Raw genomic sequence first — 16,397 nt, forward strand, 5'->3', positions numbered from 1 at the left:
GACCGGATCCGCCGCACCAACATCCACACGAAGAGCGCCACCGGGACCACCGCCGCCGCCATCACATAGGCGGCCGCGGCAGCCGTTGCCAACTGCCCAAGCAGCAGGACCGGGATGCGACGGGCTCAACCCCGGTCAATGACGGTGTCGTCGATCTCGGCGAGCGTGCGGCGGCCAGTCAGGGCCATCGAGACGTCGAGCTCCTTGCCGATGATCTGGATCACCTTGGAGACGCCCGCCTCGCCGCCGGCGCCGAGGCCGAACAGGAAGGCCTTGCCCATCATGCAGCCCTTGGCGCCGAGCGCGAGCGCCCGCAGCACGTCCTGGCCCGAGCGGATGCCGCTGTCGAACAGGATCTCGGTCTTGGTGCCGACCGCGTCGACGATGCGCGGCAGGCGCGAGATCGCCGACGGAGCGCCGTCGAGCTGGCGGCCGCCATGGTTGGAGACGACGATGGCGTCGGCGCCGGTGTTGACCGCCTTCTGCGCGTCACCCACGTCGAGCACGCCCTTCAGGATCAGCTTGCCCGGCCAGATCGAGCGGATCCAGGCGACGTCGTCCCAGTTCAGCGCCGGGTCGAACTGGCCCGAGATCCACTGGCCGAGCGACTTGACGCCGCTCATGCCCTCGACGCCGGTCAGGTTGCCGAAGGTCTTGTGCTTGCTGCCCAGCACCTCGAAGGCCCACGGCAGCTTGGTCGCCATGTCGAGGACGTTGTGCAGCTTGATCTGCGGCGGCACGGTCATGCCGTTCTTGATGTCGCGGTGACGCTGGCCCTGCACCTGCAGGTCGAGCGTCAGGATCAGCGCCGAGCACTTGGCGGCGATGGCGCGCTCGACCAGCTGCTTGGCGAAGTTGCGGTTCTTCATCACGTAGAGCTGGAACCAGAACGGACGCGAGGTGGCGGCGGCGACGTCCTCGATCGAGCAGATCGACATGGTCGACAGCGCGAACGGGATGTTGGCCTTCTCGCAGGCCTTTGCCGCGAGGATCTCGCCATCGGCATGCTGCATGCCGGTCAGGCCCGTCGGCGCGAAGGCGAAGGGATAGGCGAACTTCTCGCCGAGCAGTGTCACTTCGGTCGAGCGGTTCGAAACGTCGACCATCACCCGCTGGCGCAGCTTCAGCGCCTTGAAGTCGGCCGAGTTGGCGTCGATCGTCTCCTCATTGTAGGAGCCACGATCGGCATAGTCGAAGAAGGCGCGCGGCACGCGGCGCTTCGCCAGCAATCTCAGGTCTGCAATGCTCGTCGCGTCCTTCAAGCCGCCCATGGCGCCGCTCCAACTTGGTCTGTTTTCTTGAGATGCGGGTCGCGCCCGCTAACTGGATCAATTTCTTGACCACTTCCTGATTTCTGCTGATAGGCTCTTCCGCATGGTGTTTCAACAGATTCCTTCCCGCGCCACCGCCGACGAGGTCGCCCGCCAGATCGAGATGCTCGTGCTCGAGGGTGTGCTGCATCCCGGCGACAAGCTGCCGGGCGAGCGCGACCTGTCGGCGACGCTCGGCGTGTCGCGGCCGATCCTGCGCGATGCGCTGAAGGCACTGGAGGGGCGCGGCCTGGTCGAGAGCCGGCCCGGTGGCGGCACCTATGTGGCCGCCATCGAAGGTTCGGTCTTCGCCGCGCCGATCGTGGACCTGATCGCGCAATCGCCCAAGGCCGGCGGCGACTACCTCGAATTCCGCCGCGAGATCGAGGCGAGCGCCGCGGCGATGGCGGCGGAGCGCGCCACCGAGGCCGACCGCACCATCCTCGGCCGCATCATCGAGGCGATGGAAGCGGAACACGACAAGGCCGACTTCCGCCGCGAGGCGGCACTCGACGTAGAATTCCACCAGGCGATCGGCGAGGCGACACACAACATCGTCATCATCCACGTGCTGCGCGCCTGCTACCGGCTGCTCGCCGATGGTGTGTTCTACAACCGCAGCCGGCTCTACGGCCAGGCTGGCTCGCGCGACCAGTTGCTCGCCCAGCACAAGGCGCTGCGCGACGCCATCTGCGCCGGCGATCCCGAAGCCGCGCGCCAGGCTGCGATCACCCATATCGACTATGTCGCCGCGTCGATGCGGGACGCGGCCGAGGCCGGCGCCCGCGCCGAGATCGGCACGCTGCGGCTGATGCAGTTCGAGGAACGCGCGACGGCGAAGCGGCCGGTTCGGCGCGAGTAGGATCGGCCGGGCGTCGGACAGGTGGATCCCTGCTTTCGCAGGGATGACGGCGGAGGCCGGGAAAGGGAAGCCCCTGCCGTCGAAGCACGTCGCCGGCCACGCGCTCGCCGTCATCCCGGCCTCCGAGCCGGGATCCATTTCCGCCACGTTGGTGGACGCAAGACGCTAGAGACCCCGGATGCATGGATCCCCGCTTTCGCGGAGATGACGACGGAGGCTGGGGAAAGGGAAGCCCCTGTCGTCGAAGCACGTCACCAACCACACGCTCGCCGTCATCCCGGCCTCCGAGCCGGGATCCATTTCCGCCGGGTTGGTCGGAGCGAAACACCCGAGGCCCCGGATGCATGGATCCCCGCCTTCGCGGGGATGACGACGGAGGGTGGCGAAGGGGCGAGGCCTCCCGACTGATCGCTACCGCGCGTCGCTTTTCGCCATGTGGCGTTCGAGGCCCCGCACCAGCAGCGACAGGCCGATCGTCATGACGAGGTAGAGGAACGCGACGACGTTGTAGGTCTCGAAGAACAGGAAGGTCGAGGACGAGTAGACCTTGCCGAGCTGGGTCAGGTCCTGCACGCCGAGCACCGAGACCAGGGCCGAATCCTTGATCATCGAGACGAGGTCATTGCCGAGCGGCGGCAGCACGGTGCGCGTCGCTTGCGGCAGGATGATCAGCCGGAAGACCTGCATGCGGGTGAGGCCGAGGGCGGCCGCGGCTTCCGTCTGGCCCTTCGGGACCGCCTCGATGCCGGCGCGAAAAATCTCGGCGATGAAGGCGGAATAGCCGATGGTCAGCGCTGCGATCGCCCGCGCCGTCATGCTGAAATCGCGGACGGAGAGCGCCGGCAACAGGCCGTGCTCGATCGGCGTCGCCAGCGCCCAGTTCCAGAACGCGACCAGCTGCGGCGCGCCGACGAAGGCCATGTAGAACAGCAGCACCAGCATCGGGATGCCGCGCACGATCTCGACATAGAAGGTCGCGACCTCGCGCAGCACCCGGTGGCGCGAGGTGCGGGCAAGCGCGATCAGCAGGCCGAGCGCGGTCGCCAGCGCGAAGGCGACGAAGGTCACCCAGAGCGTGACGAACACGCCCTGCCGGACCGCGGCGAAGATGGTGGCGTAGTTGCCGTCCGTCGTGATCAGCCACAGGAACAGTACGCCCAAGAGGCCGATGGCGAGCAGCCAGAAGGGGATCTCGCGGCGGGTCTTTCGGGGTGGTGACGACATGGGGAACTCAGGCGAGCGCCCCCTCCCCGGATCGGAGAGAGGGCCGATGGTTGCGTCCGAGGGTGCCGGCTACTGCGCGGCGCGATACTCGTAGAACCACTTCTGGTTCAGCTTGTCGAAGGTGCCGTCGGCCTTCATCGACGCGATGGCCGCGTTGATCGGCGCCGTCAGGTCCGAGCCGGGCTTCAGAATGAAGCCGAATTCCTCGGTGCCGAGCGGCTCGCCGACGACCTTGAACGAACCCGGCGAGGCGCCGATGTAGCCATCGGCCGAGGTCTTGTCCATCAGCACGGTATCGACGTCGCCGGTCTTCAGCGCCTGCACCGACGCGCCGAACGTCTCGAACAGCTTGATGCGCGGGTTCTTTTCGTCACCGTCGAGCACGTTGTAGACGGCGACGTAGAAATTGGTGGTGCCGGCCTGCGCGCCGACCAGCAGCTTGTCGTTCGGCTTGAAGCTGGCGGCGTCGGTGAAGCGGTTCTCGTCTGCCCGCACCAGCATCAATTGCTGCGAGACCATGTAGGGATCGGAGAAATCGACCTGCTTCTTGCGCTCGTCATTGATGGTGATGCCGTCCATGCCGACGTCGAACTGGCCGTCACGCACCGCCTGGATCATCGTGTCCCAGCTCGCCAGCTTCCAGTCGACCTTGGCGTTGAGGCGCTTTGCGATCTCGTTGAAAGCGTCATATTCCCAGCCGATCCCCTCGCCCGTCTTCGGGTCGACGAAATTGAGCGGCGTATAGGCATTCTCGGTGACGGCGACGATGGTGCGGCCGCCAAGGTCCGGCAGTTCGGCGGCGCTCGCGAACGAGGCGCCGAGCGCCGCGACGGCGGCGAGTGCGATGGTCTTCCACAAGCGCATGGTGAGGTTCCAGCGTTCGAAGGGGATGCGGGATGCCCGCGTGCCCCCCAGGCCGCGCGGTTGCCGCGAAGTCTAGCCGCTCAGCCGGCGAATGACGAATCCGTTCAGCGGATGGTGGCGATCCAGGCCCGCGCCAGCGCATGGCCGGCCGCGTCGGCTCGGCTGCCGATCGGGCCCGCCTCGCGGGCATGGCGCGCCGGCCAGTCCGGATCGATCTCGGCGGCGACGTCACCGAAGGCCACGTTCCACTCGCGCACCAGATTGGTGTTCGCCTCGAAATGGAACTGGATGCCATAGACGGCGCGGCCGATGCGGAAGGCCTGGTTCGGCGTCATCGCGCTCGTCGCGAGATGCACGGCGCCCTCCGGCAGGGTGAAGGTGTCGGAATGCCAGTGGAACAGCGGCGACGGCCCGTCGAGCACGCCGACGACGAGATCGGCGCTTCCCGCCGTGGTCGGCGTCACATCGTGCCAGCCGAACTCGGTCGGCCGGCCGAGGATGTTCTCGGCGCCGTAGCCGCGCGCCAGAAGCTGCGCGCCGAGGCAGATGCCGAGCACGGACTTGCCGGCCTCGCCGAAGGCCCGCATCAGCGCCGCGAGCTCCGGCAGGTAGGGATAGTCCGCGTCGTCGAGCGCGTTCTGCTCGCCGCCAAGCACGATGATCGCGTCATGGCCCTCATGGCCGTCGGGCAGCGCCTCGCCGGCATAGGCGCGGCGCATGTCGACGACGGCGCCGGCCGCGGCCAGCTCGCCACGGATCAGGCCAAGCGAGGTGGCGCGGTAGTTTTCGACGACGAGGATGTGCATGCGGATGACAGGCTCGGAGCGTGGGACGATTTCGCACTATAGAGGCGCATTCGAACGATTCCGCCAGCCCGAAACCGCGCGGTACACCCGACTGCGGCCATCCGCCGTCGACGCCCTATTCGCCGGCCGCGCGCGGCGTGGGCTTCTGCGCCGGCGCGCCCTTGCGCAGGCCGGCCAGGAAGCGTCGGAAGCGCTCCATCTCGACATAGATCACCGGCGTGATGAACAGGGTCAGAAGCTGCGAGACGAGCAGGCCGCCGACGACCGCGATGCCGAGCGGCTGGCGCAGCTCGGCGCTGGCGCCGGTGCCGAGCGCGATCGGCACGGCGCCGAGAAGCGCCGCGAAGGTCGTCATCATGATCGGCCGGAACCGGCGCACGGCGGCGCGGTGGATCGCCGGCTCCGGCGCGAGGCCCGCCTCGCGCTGGCCATCAATGGCGACGTCGACCATCATGATCGCGTTCTTCTTGACAATGCCGATCAGCATCAGGATGCCGATCAGCGCGATCACCGAGAGATCGAGCCCCGTCCATTTCAGCGCCAGCAGCGCGCCGAAGGCCGCCGCCGGCAGCCCGGACAGGATGGTCAGCGGGTGGATGAAGCTCTCATAGAGCATGCCGAGCACGACATAGATGGTGAGGATCGCCGCGACGATCAGGATGCCCTGCGTCGCCAGCGATTGCTGGAACACCTGCGCGGTGCCGGCATAGGCGGTGTAGACATTGGCCGGCAGGCCGATCTGCTGCTTGAGGACCTCGACCTGGTCGGTCGCCTGGCTCAGCGCCACGCCGTCCGGCAGGTTGAACGAGAGGGTCGCCGCCGGCAGCTGGCCGAACTGGTTGACGGTGACGGGGCCAAAGGTGCGCTCGACGCGGGCGAAGCTCGACAGCGGCACCAGATTGCCGGCGGTGGAGCGGACGCGGATCGCGGCAAGCAGGCTGTCCGACCAGGCGAGGTCCGGGTCGTATTCGAGGATGACGTCGTAGCTCGATCCGGTCGACTGGATCGTCGCCGCCGTCGCCGTGCCGAAGCCGTCCTCGAGCGTCTGGCGCAGCGTCGCCGCCGGTATGCCCATCGAATCCGCCTTGTCGCGATCGACGACGATGCGCGCCTGCAGCGCGTTGTTCTGCAGGTTGTTCGCGACATCGACGAAATGCGGATCCGCCCGCATCGCCCGGGTCAGCCGGATCGCCCAGTCGTTCAGCGTCGCCTCGTCGATCGACCGCAGCACGAGTTGGTAGGCGCTCTGCGAGCTGACGCCGCCGATGCGGAGGTTCTGCACCGGCTGGATGTAGGACTGGATGCCCGGGATGCGGCCGAGCTCGGCGCGCAGCTCGTTCATGATGACGTTGACCGGCGGCCGCTGGTCCTTCGGCTTCAGCTGAACCGAGAGCGAGGCGGAGTTCAGCGTCACCGAGCCCGGCCCGCCGCCGACGAAGGAAGCGACGTGATCGACATAGGGCGAGGCGCGGAGCGTCGCCTCGACCTGGCGCTGCAGGTCGACCATCGCGTCGAAGGAGATGTCCTGCCGCGCCTGGGTCGAGACCGAGAGCAGGCCGATATCCTCCTGCGGGAAGAAACCCTTGGGCAGCGTCAGGAACAGCCATGCCGACGCCGCCACCGTGGCGAGGAAGAGGCCCAGGATCGAGACGCGATGGGCGAGGCACCAGCCGACGCCGCGATCATAGCGCCGCTCGACCGCCAGGAAGGCGCGCTCGAACCAGGCGGCGGGGCCGCTGCGAGCCGGATTGGTGGCGGATCTCGGCAACCGCGCCGCCAGCATCGGCGTCAAGGTCAGCGACACCACCATCGAGGCGCCGATCGCCAACGTGACGACGATGCCGAACTCGTTGAACAGCCGGCCGATGACGCCGCCCATCAAGAGCACCGGCAGGAAGACGGCGACCAGCGACAGCGTCATCGAGACGATGGTGGCGCCGACCTCGCGGCTGCCGACCAGCGCGGCCTCGAAGGGCGGCCGGCCTTCCTCGACATGCCGCATGATGTTCTCGAGCATGACGATGGCGTCGTCGACGACGAGGCCGACGGCGAGCGTCAGGCCGAGCAGCGAGATGTTGTCGACGCTGAAGCCCAGGAAATACATGCCGCCGAAGGCAGCCACCAGCGACAGCGGCACCGAGATCGCCGGAATGAACGTCGCCGAGACCTTGCCGAGGAAGAGATAGATGACGAGCACGACGAGGCCGATGGTGATCGCCAGCGTCGCCTGCACGTCGGAGATCGCGGCGCGGATGGAAGTCGAGCGGTCGTTCAGCACGTGGATCGCCATCGAGGCCGGCATGGACGCCATCAGCTTCGGCAGCTGCGCGTTGACGGCGTCGACGACCGCGACGGTGTTGGCGCTCGGCTGGCGCTGGATCGCGAGCACGATCGAGCGGGAGCCGTCATACCAGCCGGCCGTCTGCGTGTTCTGGACACTGTCGACGACGCGGGCGACATCCGAGAGCCGCACCGGGCCGCCGTTCGGATTGGCGATGATCAGCTGCCGGAACGCGTCGGCGTTCACCATCTGGGTCGGCGCGTCGATGACGAGGGACTGGCTCCGGTTCTGCATCGTGCCGACGGGCGTCTGGTCGTTCGCGGCGGCGAGCGCCGTCGCGATCTGGTCGAGCCCGATGTTGCGGGTGGCGAGCTTGTCCGGATCGGCCTGGACACGGACGGCATAGGTCTGGCCGCCATAGACGCCGACCTGGGCGATGCCGGGCAGGGTCGACAGGCTCGGCGAGATGACGTTCTCGGCGAAGTCGTCGATGGTCGACATCGGCAGCGTCGGGCTCTGCACGGCGAGCAGCAGCACCGGTGCATCGGCCGGATTGACCTTCCGGTAGCTGGGCGGGTTCTGCATGTTCGGCGGCAATTGCCGCTCGGCCCGGTCGATCGCCGCCTGCACGTCGCCGGCGGCCGTGTCGATGTTCTGGCTCAGCGCGAACTGCAGCACGATCTGCGAGTTGCCGAGCGAACTGGTGGCGGTGATCGTGTCGATGCCGGAAATGGTCTCGAACTGCTTGATCAGCGGCGTCGCCACCGCCGTCGCCATGGTCTGCGGCGAGGCGCCGGGCAGTTGCGCGCTGACGCTGATGGTCGGGAAGCTGACCTCCGGCAGGGCCGCGACGGGCAGCTGCCGATAGGCGAAGATGCCGCCCATGGCGATGCCGAGGAAGAACAGCGTCGTGGCGACGGGACGGCGGATGCAGAGCTCGGAGATCCTCACAGCTTGACCTCCGATCCGGAAAGCGCGAGCGGGGCCGCGGAGTTCTTCCGCGCGCCCAGGCCCCCTTCCGCGCCGGCCGGGGCCGCAGGCGCTGGCCGCGGCGCCGCCGGCGCGGCCGCGGGCTGGCGGATCGCGACCTTCATGCCGGCGGCCAGCGAGAGCTGGCCTTCCGTCACCACCTTCTCGCCGGCCCGCAGGCCGGTGGCGATGCCCGCCCGATCACCAACGATCCCGACGACGTCGACCGCGCGAACGTCGATTGTGTCGTCCGGCTTGACCACGAACACGTTGGAGCCCGACTGGCCCGGCTGCACCGCGACCGTCGGCACGATGACGACATTGTCGTTCACGCCCAGGTCGATATCGACCTTGACGGCCTGCCCCGGCCAGAACGCGCGGCCCTGGTTCGCAACGGCGGCGCGGACCGCCATGGTGCCGGAGCCGGAGCTGATGTTGCTGTCGATGAAGTCGACGGTGGCGTCAGCCGGCGCCCCCCGCGCCGCGACGGTGGCGCTCCCGCCCGCCGGCGCGCTGGCCTTCGACGCGTTCGCCGGAGAGACGCGGACCGGCACGGCGCCGGCGGCGAGGGACTGCCGCAGCAGGCCGACATCGGCGTCGGAAACGGTGAAGTTCGCCTCGACATGGTCCATGTCGGTCAGCACCACCACCGTCGTCCCCGGCTGGACGAGGCTGCCGACCGTGATCGGGAAGGCGCCGAGACGGCCATCATGCGGCGCGGTGATCCGCATGTCGTCGACGACGACCTGGTCGGCATCGATATTGGCCTGGTCGAGCGTGACCACGGCGGCGGCGCTCGAGGCGGCGGCGACGGCCTGATCGAGCTGCTGGCTCGAATCCACCTGGCGGGCGACCAGATCGCGCGCGCGCTGCAGGTCGGCGGCCGTCGAGACGACCGTCGCCTGATCGCGCAGGAGTGCCGCCTTGTCGCGCGCCAGCGTCGCCTGGGCCGCCCGGTCGTCGAGCTGCACCAGGAGATCGCCCGCCTTCACGTCGGCGCCGTTCGGCTGCGCGATGCGGGTGACGACGCCCTGCTGCTGCGTCGTCACGGCGGTGGAGGCGGTCGAGTTGATCCAGCCGATCGTCGAGCGGCGAATGGGCAGGCTGCCGCCCTCGGCCGTGACCACGACGACGGAGGGCGGCGTGGCCGCCCTGCCCTTTCCGGACGTGGGCGCGACCGCGGCCGGACGCGGACCGAGCGGCGACGGCAACAGCCCCTGCCAGCCGGCGAGCGCGGCCGCAACCATCGCGGCGAGGATCAGCGGGACGACCGGATACCGCATGGCGGGTTCTCCTTGCTCGTCTGATTGGAATGGTGCGGCCGCCCCGCCATTTCCCGTTAATTCGCGGTAAGGAACCGCGCCGGGCCGGCTGCGCTGCCCCGCCGGCCGCCGCCGGACGGGCCGAGGGATGGCCGGACGCCCCCGGTTTCCGCCGTTTCCGACAGCGCGGCCAGAGCATCCATCAAGGATCGTGGTGCAACCGCTCACAAAGATTTGCTGGACGCAGGCGGACATTCCTGTTCACGGTGCCCGTTCCCTGCGTTCCGGACCGCCTGATGACCTCCCCCACGACAACCCCCGCCGCCACCTCGCGGATTTCGCCTGCCGGCAATCCGATGACCCGGCTCGACTATTCGCTCTATGCCGTGACCGTCTTCGCCTGGAGCACGAGCTGGATCGCGCTCAAGCTGCAGCTCGGCGTCGTGGCGCCGCAGGTCGCGATCACCTGGCGCTTCCTGATCGCCTCGCTGGTGATGTTCGGCTGGGCCATCCTGCGCGGCGACCGGCTGCGCTTCCCGCTGGCCGACCATCTGCGCTTCGTCGGCCTCGGCTTCTTCATCTTCTCGCTGAACTTCCTGCAGTTCTATCTCGGCGGCGCCAAGCTCGCCTCCGGCCTGCTCGCGGTGATCTTCTCGCTCGCCTCGGTCTTCAACATGCTGCTCGGCGCGATCTTCCTGCGCCAGCCTGTCGACCGTCGCGTGCTGGTCGGCGCAGCCTTCGGCTTCGGCGGCGTGGCGCTGATGTTCTGGCCGGAAATCGCCGGCACCGCCTTCGACCATGACGCGGCGGTCGGCCTCGCGCTCTGCGTCGGCGGCACGCTGTTCTTCTGTATCGGCAACCTGATCTCGGCTAGGACGCAGCGGCTCGGCATCCCGGTCGTCTCGGCCAGCGCCTGGGGCATGGCCTATGGCACGGCGATCCTCGCCCTGATCGCGGCCGCGCTCGACAAGCCGTTCATCATCGACTGGTCGTTCCAGTACATCGCGTCGCTGCTCTGGCTGGCGCTGCTCTCGTCTGTGATCGCCTTCGCCGCCTACCTGACCCTGCTCGGCCGGATCGGCACCGGCCGCGCCGGCTATTCGACGGTGCTGTTCCCCGTCTTCGCGCTGCTGATCTCGACCTTCGCCGAGGGCTATCAGTGGACCGCCTTCGCGATCGCCGGCCTCGTGCTGGTGATGGTCGGCAACGTCATTGTGCTCGGCAAGCGCTGAGCCGAGCGTGGTCCCGCCGAGCCTCGGCCCAGCGGGACACCTGCTTGGAAGGTCTCAGACCATCCGCATGCTCATGCCGCCGTCGATGACAAGCGTCTCGCCGGTGATGAACTCGTTGGTCAAGAGCTCGACGGCGGCTGTCGCCACCTGCTCGGGCGAGCCAAGCCGCTGCAGCGGAATGCGGTTGGCGAGGTTGTTGGCGCGGGCCTCCGGCGTCATCGCCGCATGGAAGCGCGTCTCGATGATGCCGGGGCAGATCGTGTTGATGCGGATGCCCTCATGGCCATGGTCGCGCGCCAGCGCACGGCCCATCTGCGGCAGGGCCCCCTTGACCGTCTGGTAGGCGACGGTCGCCGGACAGCCGCGCAGCCCCGCCACGGACGAGATCAGCAGCATCGCTCCGCCACGCTCGGCCAGCGCAGCATGCGCGGCGCGGAAGAGATGGAACGGCGCGTGGACATGCACGCGGAAGGCGTTCTCCCAGGCTTCCGGCGTCACGGTCAGCGCCGTGCCGGGAACCGCGCCGCCGGCGGAGGGCACGAGATAGTCGATGCGGCCGAAGCGGGCGAGCGCCGCATCGACGATCGCCGGCGCGGAAGCCGGATCCGCCGCATCGGCGGCGTGGAACAGGACGCCGGTGATCGCGCCCAGTTCGCGCATCAGCTTCTCCACCGGCTCGTCGCGATGACGACCGGAGAGGACGAGGTCGACGCCACGCGACGCCAGAGTCCGCGCGATCGCCGCGCCGATGCCGCGCGTGCCACCCGTTATGATTGCAACACGCCGTGCCGAATCGTTCATGTGAATCCTCCTGAAAACGATCTCTCCCAGCTTGTATCGGTGCATGGAACGACGGCCCGGTCCACCGCAACGGCCGGTTTCCCCGACAAAACACGGCTCCATTGCCGTTCCTATGGCACGCCGCTAAGGTGCCGCTCCACATCGCTTCGGAGTATCCATGGCCCGCGACGCTACCGATTCCACGCTCGTCGAATCGCGCGACGAACTTGTCGACGTGATCGCCAGCGGCTCCAAGCCCAAGGCGCAATGGCGGATCGGCACCGAACACGAGAAGTTCGGCTTCAACACCCAGGACCTGACGCCGGTGCCGTATGACGGCGCGCACGGCATCGAGCGCATCCTGAGGTTGATGGAGGGCCTGCTCGGCTGGCAGCCGATCGAGGATCGCGGCCTGATCATCGGCCTCGTCGACCCGGTCGGCGGCGGCGCCATCTCGCTGGAGCCAGGCGGCCAGTTCGAACTCTCGGGCGCGCCGCTGGAGACGATCCACCAGACCTGCCGCGAGTTGCACGCCCATCTGGCGCAGGTGCGCGAATGCGCCGAGCCGCTCGGCGTCGGCTTCATCGGCCTCGGCACCTCGCCGATCTGGTCGCTCGCCGAAACGCCGGTGATGCCGAAGTCGCGCTACGAGATCATGTCGCGCTACATGCCCAAGGTCGGCACGCGCGGCCTCGACATGATGTTCCGCACCTCGACCGTGCAGGTGAACCTCGACTTCGCCGACGAAGCCGACATGGTCAAGAAGATGCGCGTCTCGCTGGCGCTGCAGCCGGTCGCGACGGCGCTGTTCGCCAACTCGCCCTTCATCGACAACCAGGCCAATGGCCTGCTGTCGAACCGCGCCGAGATCTGGCGCGACACCGACAATGAGCGCTCCGGCCTGATCCCGTTCGTGTTCGAGGACGGCTTTGGCTTCGAGCGCTATGTCGACTGGGCGCTCGACGTGCCGATGTATTTCGTCAAGCGCGGCGACACCTATCATGACGTCGCCGGCCAGTCGTTCCGCGACCTGCTCAGGGGCGAGTTGCCGGGCCTGCCCGGCGAGCGGGCGACGCTGTCGGACTGGAACAACCACCTGACGACGCTGTTCCCCGACGTCCGCCTCAAGAAATACATCGAGATGCGGGGCGCCGATGCAGGCCCGTGGCGCACGCTGACCGCGCTGCCGGCTCTCTGGGTCGGCCTGCTCTACGACCAGGCCTCGCTCGACGCCGCCTGGGAGCTGGTCAAGGACTGGACGGCGGAAGAGCGCCAGGCGCTGCGCGACGGCGTGCCGAAGACGGCACTCGCGACGCCATTCCGCAACCGCACCGTGCGCGACGTCGCCCGCGAGATGGTCGAGATCGCGCGCCGCGGCCTGGTCGCGCGCCGGCAGCTGAACAGCGACGGTCATGACGAGAGCGTCTACCTGCAGCCGGTCGAGGAGACGGTGGCGAGCGGCCTGACGCCGGCCGAGCGCCTGCTCGGCGAATACCGGACCAGCTGGAACGGCGACATCGGCGAGGTCTTCCGGCGGCACGCCTATTAACCGCACGCAGAAATTGATCCTTCTCAATCTCCTCGGGCAGAGTAGACTCTACACTCGTCCGGAAATTGATCTTGGGAATGGAGCGCATCATGGACATCAAGGACATCAGCGTCGTCGTCGACCTCGCCGGTGATCGACCGGCGGCTCGGGCGGCCGCGGACCTGGCGAAACGTCTGGGCGCCCATCTGACGGGCCTGTCGCTCGCCTATGATCCCATCGTTCCCGGCTATGCCGTGGCGCCGGTGCCGGCCGACTTCATGATCAGCGCCCGCAACCAGGCGCTGAAGGAAGCGGAAACGGCGATCAGCGCCTTCCACGGCATCGCCGCCGAGGCCGGCATCGAGGCGGAAGCGCATCTCGTCGACGTGATGGCCGGCGGTGGCCTGGACGGTATCGTGCATGAAGTGCGCCTGGCCGACCTCGTGGTGATCGGCGAGGACGATCCCGAGCGGCCGGAGCCGGTGCGCGAGGCGCTGACCGAGGCGATCCTGTTCAACGCCGGCGCGCCGGTCCTGATCGTGCCGCGCGGCGGCCCCACCAGCATCAATGCCGACCGCATCATGATCGCCTGGGACGGCACCATCACGGCGTCGCGCGCCGTGCGCGCCGCCATGCCGTTCCTGAAGATGGCCAGCCATGTCGAGATCGTCCTGGTCGACGACGGCAAGAAGCTGCCGACCGGCGAGCGTCTCTGCGGCCACCTGCTGCGGCACGGCGTCGAGAGCAGCATCCGCAAGGTGCCGAACCCGGGCAAGGACGTCGCCAAGGCGATCCGTCAGGCCGCGGTCGAGGCCGAGGCCGACATCATCGTGATGGGCGCCTATGGCCACAGCCGGCTGCTGGAATGGATCCTCGGCGGCGCCACACGCGGCATGCTGACCGGGCTCAGCCTGCCGGTGCTGATGACGCACTGACGGCGGACCGGGCTATCCCCTGACACGGATCGACCGCCGCGCCGCCCGAACGGCGCGGTGGCAGGAGCAGCCCATGAAGACGATCTACGACGTGATGCTCGAAGCCCAGAAAGGCGCCTTCGCCCAGGCGATGACGAAGGAGTTCGGCCTTTCCTTCGACCAGCAGGCGAAGGCCTTCGAGGCGATGATGCCGGCCTTCTGGCAGGGCATGCGCCGCAGCGCCGCCGACCCGTTCGGCGTCGCCGCCTTTTGGCAGCAGGTCGGCGCCGGCCAGTATGGCGCCTATTTCGACAACCCGCTCGCCGCGCTGACGCCGTCCGCCCGCTCCGAGGCGGAGGAGATGCTGGAGAAGCTGTTCGGCTCGCCCGAGATCGCCAGGGCGGTCGCCCTCCAGGTCGAGGCGGCGACGGGGATCGCGCAGGACGTGGTCCGCCGCATGATGCCGGTCATGGCCAATCTGATGATGGGCGGCGTCGAGCGCCAGACCGAGCGCTACGACAACCCGTTCCTCGCCATGATGCGCGAGATGACGGCGCAGCCGAAGCCCAGGCAGGAGAAGCGGCCCGACCTCCCCTTCGTCACGCTGATGGAAAGCTTCCTCGGCAAGGAGAGGGAGCCGGAGCCCGAGCCCGGCCCGATGACGAACGAGGAGGTGATCGACCGCCTGTTCGACGCCGGCCGCGGCATGCAGGAAAGCTATCGCAAGTCGATGGAACAGATCTTCGACCGCTTCACCAACCCGCCGAAGAAGCCCTGAACGAAAAAGGCCCGCCACGAATGCGGCGGGCCAAGTACGGAACCACCAGGGGATCACGGGGTTCCGGCTGCGAAGTGGCGGGCGAAGGCGGCATGGCCGCCCTGCCCGCGATCAGGGCTTGCGACGGTACTGACCGGAACCGACGCGCAGCAAGGCGGCATGCGCCATGCGATCGCGCGCCTGCGCCTGGCCGGCATAGCGGCGCTCGAGCGACCGCATCTGCAGCTGCGTCGACGCATCCTCGTCGGCGCGGGTCGCGAGCGCGGAATAGACATCCCCCTGCGTCAGACCGATGTCGGCGAGCATATGGGCATCCCATTCGAGCAGGCGGGCGACCGAGCGACGGTTTTTCCAGACCTGGTAGCGGGTCACCACGACGGCGAGGGCGGCGGCGCCGAACGCGGCAACGGAACGCGTGCGGGTGGGCCGGGCTGACGCGGAATAGGTCTCACATGTGCTCATTTCAGCCTCCATCGACCGGCGCGCCAGGGTTCCCTCGATCGCTTCGAAGGCGCGGCCCGACACGCTGCTTGGGAACGAAAGGAGAATGGCACCGCGCGATTGATCATTCCAACGAATGTTTTTAATATCAGTCATCGGTTTTGATGATGCGTGACGCAACGGCGCACGCCCCCTTGGCTTTCGGGGTCATCGCCCGGCCGAACCGGACGACACCACGGCCGAGCGCATTCGAGGAGTGAACCTATGGCCAACATGCTCGATCTGGACCAGCTCCGGACCTTCGTGGCGATCGCCGACGCCGGGAGCTTCACCCGCGCCGCCGAGGCCGTGCACAAGACGCAATCGGCCGTGTCGATGCAGATGCGACGGCTGGAGGAACGGCTCGGCAAGCCGATCTTCGGCCGCGACGGCCGCAGCGCCAAGCTGACGGAGGACGGCGAGCGGCTGCTCGGCTATGCGCGCCGCATGGTGCGCCTGTCGGACGAGACGATGGCGGCCTTCGACGACGACGAGCTTTCGGGCCGCGTCAGGCTCGGCACGCCGGACGACTATGCCGACCGCTTCTTGCCGGAGATCCTGGCGCGCTTCTCGCGCTCCAATCCGCGCGTCGAGGTGACGGTCGTCTGCGAGCCGACCATGCAACTGCTCGAATGCCTGCGGGCCGGCGAACTCGATCTCGGCATCATCACCAACACCAAGGCGGCGCCGACATCCGAGGTCGTGCGGCAGGAACCGCTGCTCTGGGTCGTCTCCAACCACCACCAGCTCGAGGAAGAGGATGTGCTGCCGCTGGCCCTCGGCCGCGACACCTGCTGCTGGCGCAAGACGGCGATCGAGGCGCTCGGGCCGATCGGCCGGCGCTTCCGCGTCCTCTATGCGAGCAACAACTCCACCGCCATTTCCGCCGCCGTGCTGGCCGGCCTCGCCATCTCGGTGCTGCCGGAATCGGCGCTGCGGCCCGGCATGCGCGTGCTCGGCGAGGCGGACGGCTTCCCCCGCCTGCCGCCCTGCGAGATCGGCATGGTGCGCGCCTGGAACAAGCCGACGACACCGATCGTCGACGCGCTCGCGGAGCACATCGTCTCGTCGCTCGACAATCTTTCGATGCAGATCGCGGCCGAATAG

General features: G+C 68.3%; 14 protein-coding genes. 6 read left to right on the plus strand and 8 right to left on the minus strand.

What is annotated here, in order from left to right:
- Positions 1-125 precede the first annotated feature (125 nt).
- Positions 126-1,262 carry an alpha-hydroxy acid oxidase gene (locus tag G539_RS0114520; RefSeq protein ID WP_029075842.1) on the minus strand — a complete coding sequence of 379 codons (1,137 nt, stop codon included), beginning with the start codon at positions 1,260-1,262 and terminating at the stop codon, positions 126-128.
- Between the two features lie 112 nt (positions 1,263-1,374).
- Here G539_RS0114520 and G539_RS0114525 point away from each other — a divergent pair, with 112 nt between their 5' ends.
- Positions 1,375-2,172 (plus strand): FadR/GntR family transcriptional regulator, encoded by a 798-nt coding sequence (locus G539_RS0114525; protein ID WP_051231413.1) that lies wholly within the window; start codon positions 1,375-1,377, stop codon positions 2,170-2,172.
- A 411-nt stretch (positions 2,173-2,583) separates the two neighbouring features.
- Here G539_RS0114525 and G539_RS0114535 read toward each other — a convergent pair whose 3' ends face one another.
- The 5 genes from G539_RS0114535 to G539_RS24895 all read right to left on the minus strand — a co-directional run bounded on the left by G539_RS0114535 (position 2,584) and on the right by G539_RS24895 (position 9,599).
- A complete protein-coding gene (locus G539_RS0114535) occupies positions 2,584-3,396 on the minus strand; it encodes an amino acid ABC transporter permease (RefSeq protein ID WP_029075844.1) in 813 nt (270 codons plus the stop codon).
- A gap of 69 nt (positions 3,397-3,465) precedes the next feature.
- Entirely contained in the window at positions 3,466-4,260 is a 795-nt protein-coding gene (locus tag G539_RS0114540) for a transporter substrate-binding domain-containing protein (protein WP_029075845.1), read from the minus strand.
- A gap of 104 nt (positions 4,261-4,364) precedes the next feature.
- Positions 4,365-5,066, minus strand: coding sequence for a type 1 glutamine amidotransferase (locus G539_RS0114545; protein WP_029075846.1), 702 nt, complete (start codon positions 5,064-5,066; stop codon positions 4,365-4,367).
- A gap of 115 nt (positions 5,067-5,181) precedes the next feature.
- Positions 5,182-8,298, minus strand: a complete 3,117-nt coding sequence (locus tag G539_RS0114550) for an efflux RND transporter permease subunit (protein WP_156911984.1) — start codon at positions 8,296-8,298, stop codon at positions 5,182-5,184.
- Entirely contained in the window at positions 8,295-9,599 is a 1,305-nt protein-coding gene (locus G539_RS24895; RefSeq protein ID WP_051231415.1) for an efflux RND transporter periplasmic adaptor subunit, read from the minus strand. Before G539_RS24895 ends, G539_RS0114550 begins: the two co-directional genes overlap by 4 nt.
- Positions 9,600-9,874: 275 nt before the next feature.
- Here G539_RS24895 and G539_RS0114560 point away from each other — a divergent pair, with 275 nt between their 5' ends.
- A complete protein-coding gene (locus tag G539_RS0114560) occupies positions 9,875-10,810 on the plus strand; it encodes a DMT family transporter (protein WP_029075848.1) in 936 nt (311 codons plus the stop codon).
- Positions 10,811-10,864: 54 nt separating this feature from the next.
- Here the strand turns inward: G539_RS0114560 and G539_RS0114565 are convergent, their stop codons facing one another.
- Positions 10,865-11,611 (minus strand): SDR family NAD(P)-dependent oxidoreductase, encoded by a 747-nt coding sequence (locus G539_RS0114565; RefSeq protein WP_035831417.1) that lies wholly within the window; start codon positions 11,609-11,611, stop codon positions 10,865-10,867.
- A 157-nt stretch (positions 11,612-11,768) separates the two neighbouring features.
- Here G539_RS0114565 and G539_RS0114570 point away from each other — a divergent pair, with 157 nt between their 5' ends.
- The 3 genes from G539_RS0114570 to G539_RS0114580 all read left to right on the plus strand — a co-directional run bounded on the left by G539_RS0114570 (position 11,769) and on the right by G539_RS0114580 (position 14,810).
- On the plus strand, positions 11,769-13,139 hold the full coding sequence (locus G539_RS0114570) for a glutamate--cysteine ligase (protein ID WP_029075850.1): 1,371 nt from the start codon (positions 11,769-11,771) through the stop codon (positions 13,137-13,139).
- Positions 13,140-13,228: 89 nt separating this feature from the next.
- The gene (locus tag G539_RS0114575) at positions 13,229-14,053 is read left to right on the plus strand and encodes a universal stress protein (protein WP_029075851.1); all 825 of its coding nucleotides are present in this window, start codon (positions 13,229-13,231) and stop codon (positions 14,051-14,053) included.
- Between the two features lie 73 nt (positions 14,054-14,126).
- Positions 14,127-14,810, plus strand: coding sequence for a DUF937 domain-containing protein (locus G539_RS0114580; protein ID WP_029075852.1), 684 nt, complete (start codon positions 14,127-14,129; stop codon positions 14,808-14,810).
- Between the two features lie 111 nt (positions 14,811-14,921).
- Here the strand turns inward: G539_RS0114580 and G539_RS24900 are convergent, their stop codons facing one another.
- Positions 14,922-15,272: a YjiS-like domain-containing protein gene (locus tag G539_RS24900; protein WP_169516652.1), complete on the minus strand. Its 351-nt coding sequence runs from the start codon at positions 15,270-15,272 to the stop codon at positions 14,922-14,924.
- Between the two features lie 243 nt (positions 15,273-15,515).
- On the opposite strand from G539_RS24900, the gene G539_RS0114590 reads away from it, so the two are divergent.
- Complete coding sequence (locus G539_RS0114590) at positions 15,516-16,397, plus strand: LysR substrate-binding domain-containing protein (protein WP_029075853.1); 882 nt, start codon at positions 15,516-15,518, stop codon at positions 16,395-16,397.

Source organism: Kaistia adipata DSM 17808 (assembly GCF_000423225.1).
In the GTDB taxonomy this organism is placed as follows: Bacteria; Pseudomonadota; Alphaproteobacteria; order Rhizobiales; family Kaistiaceae; genus Kaistia; species Kaistia adipata.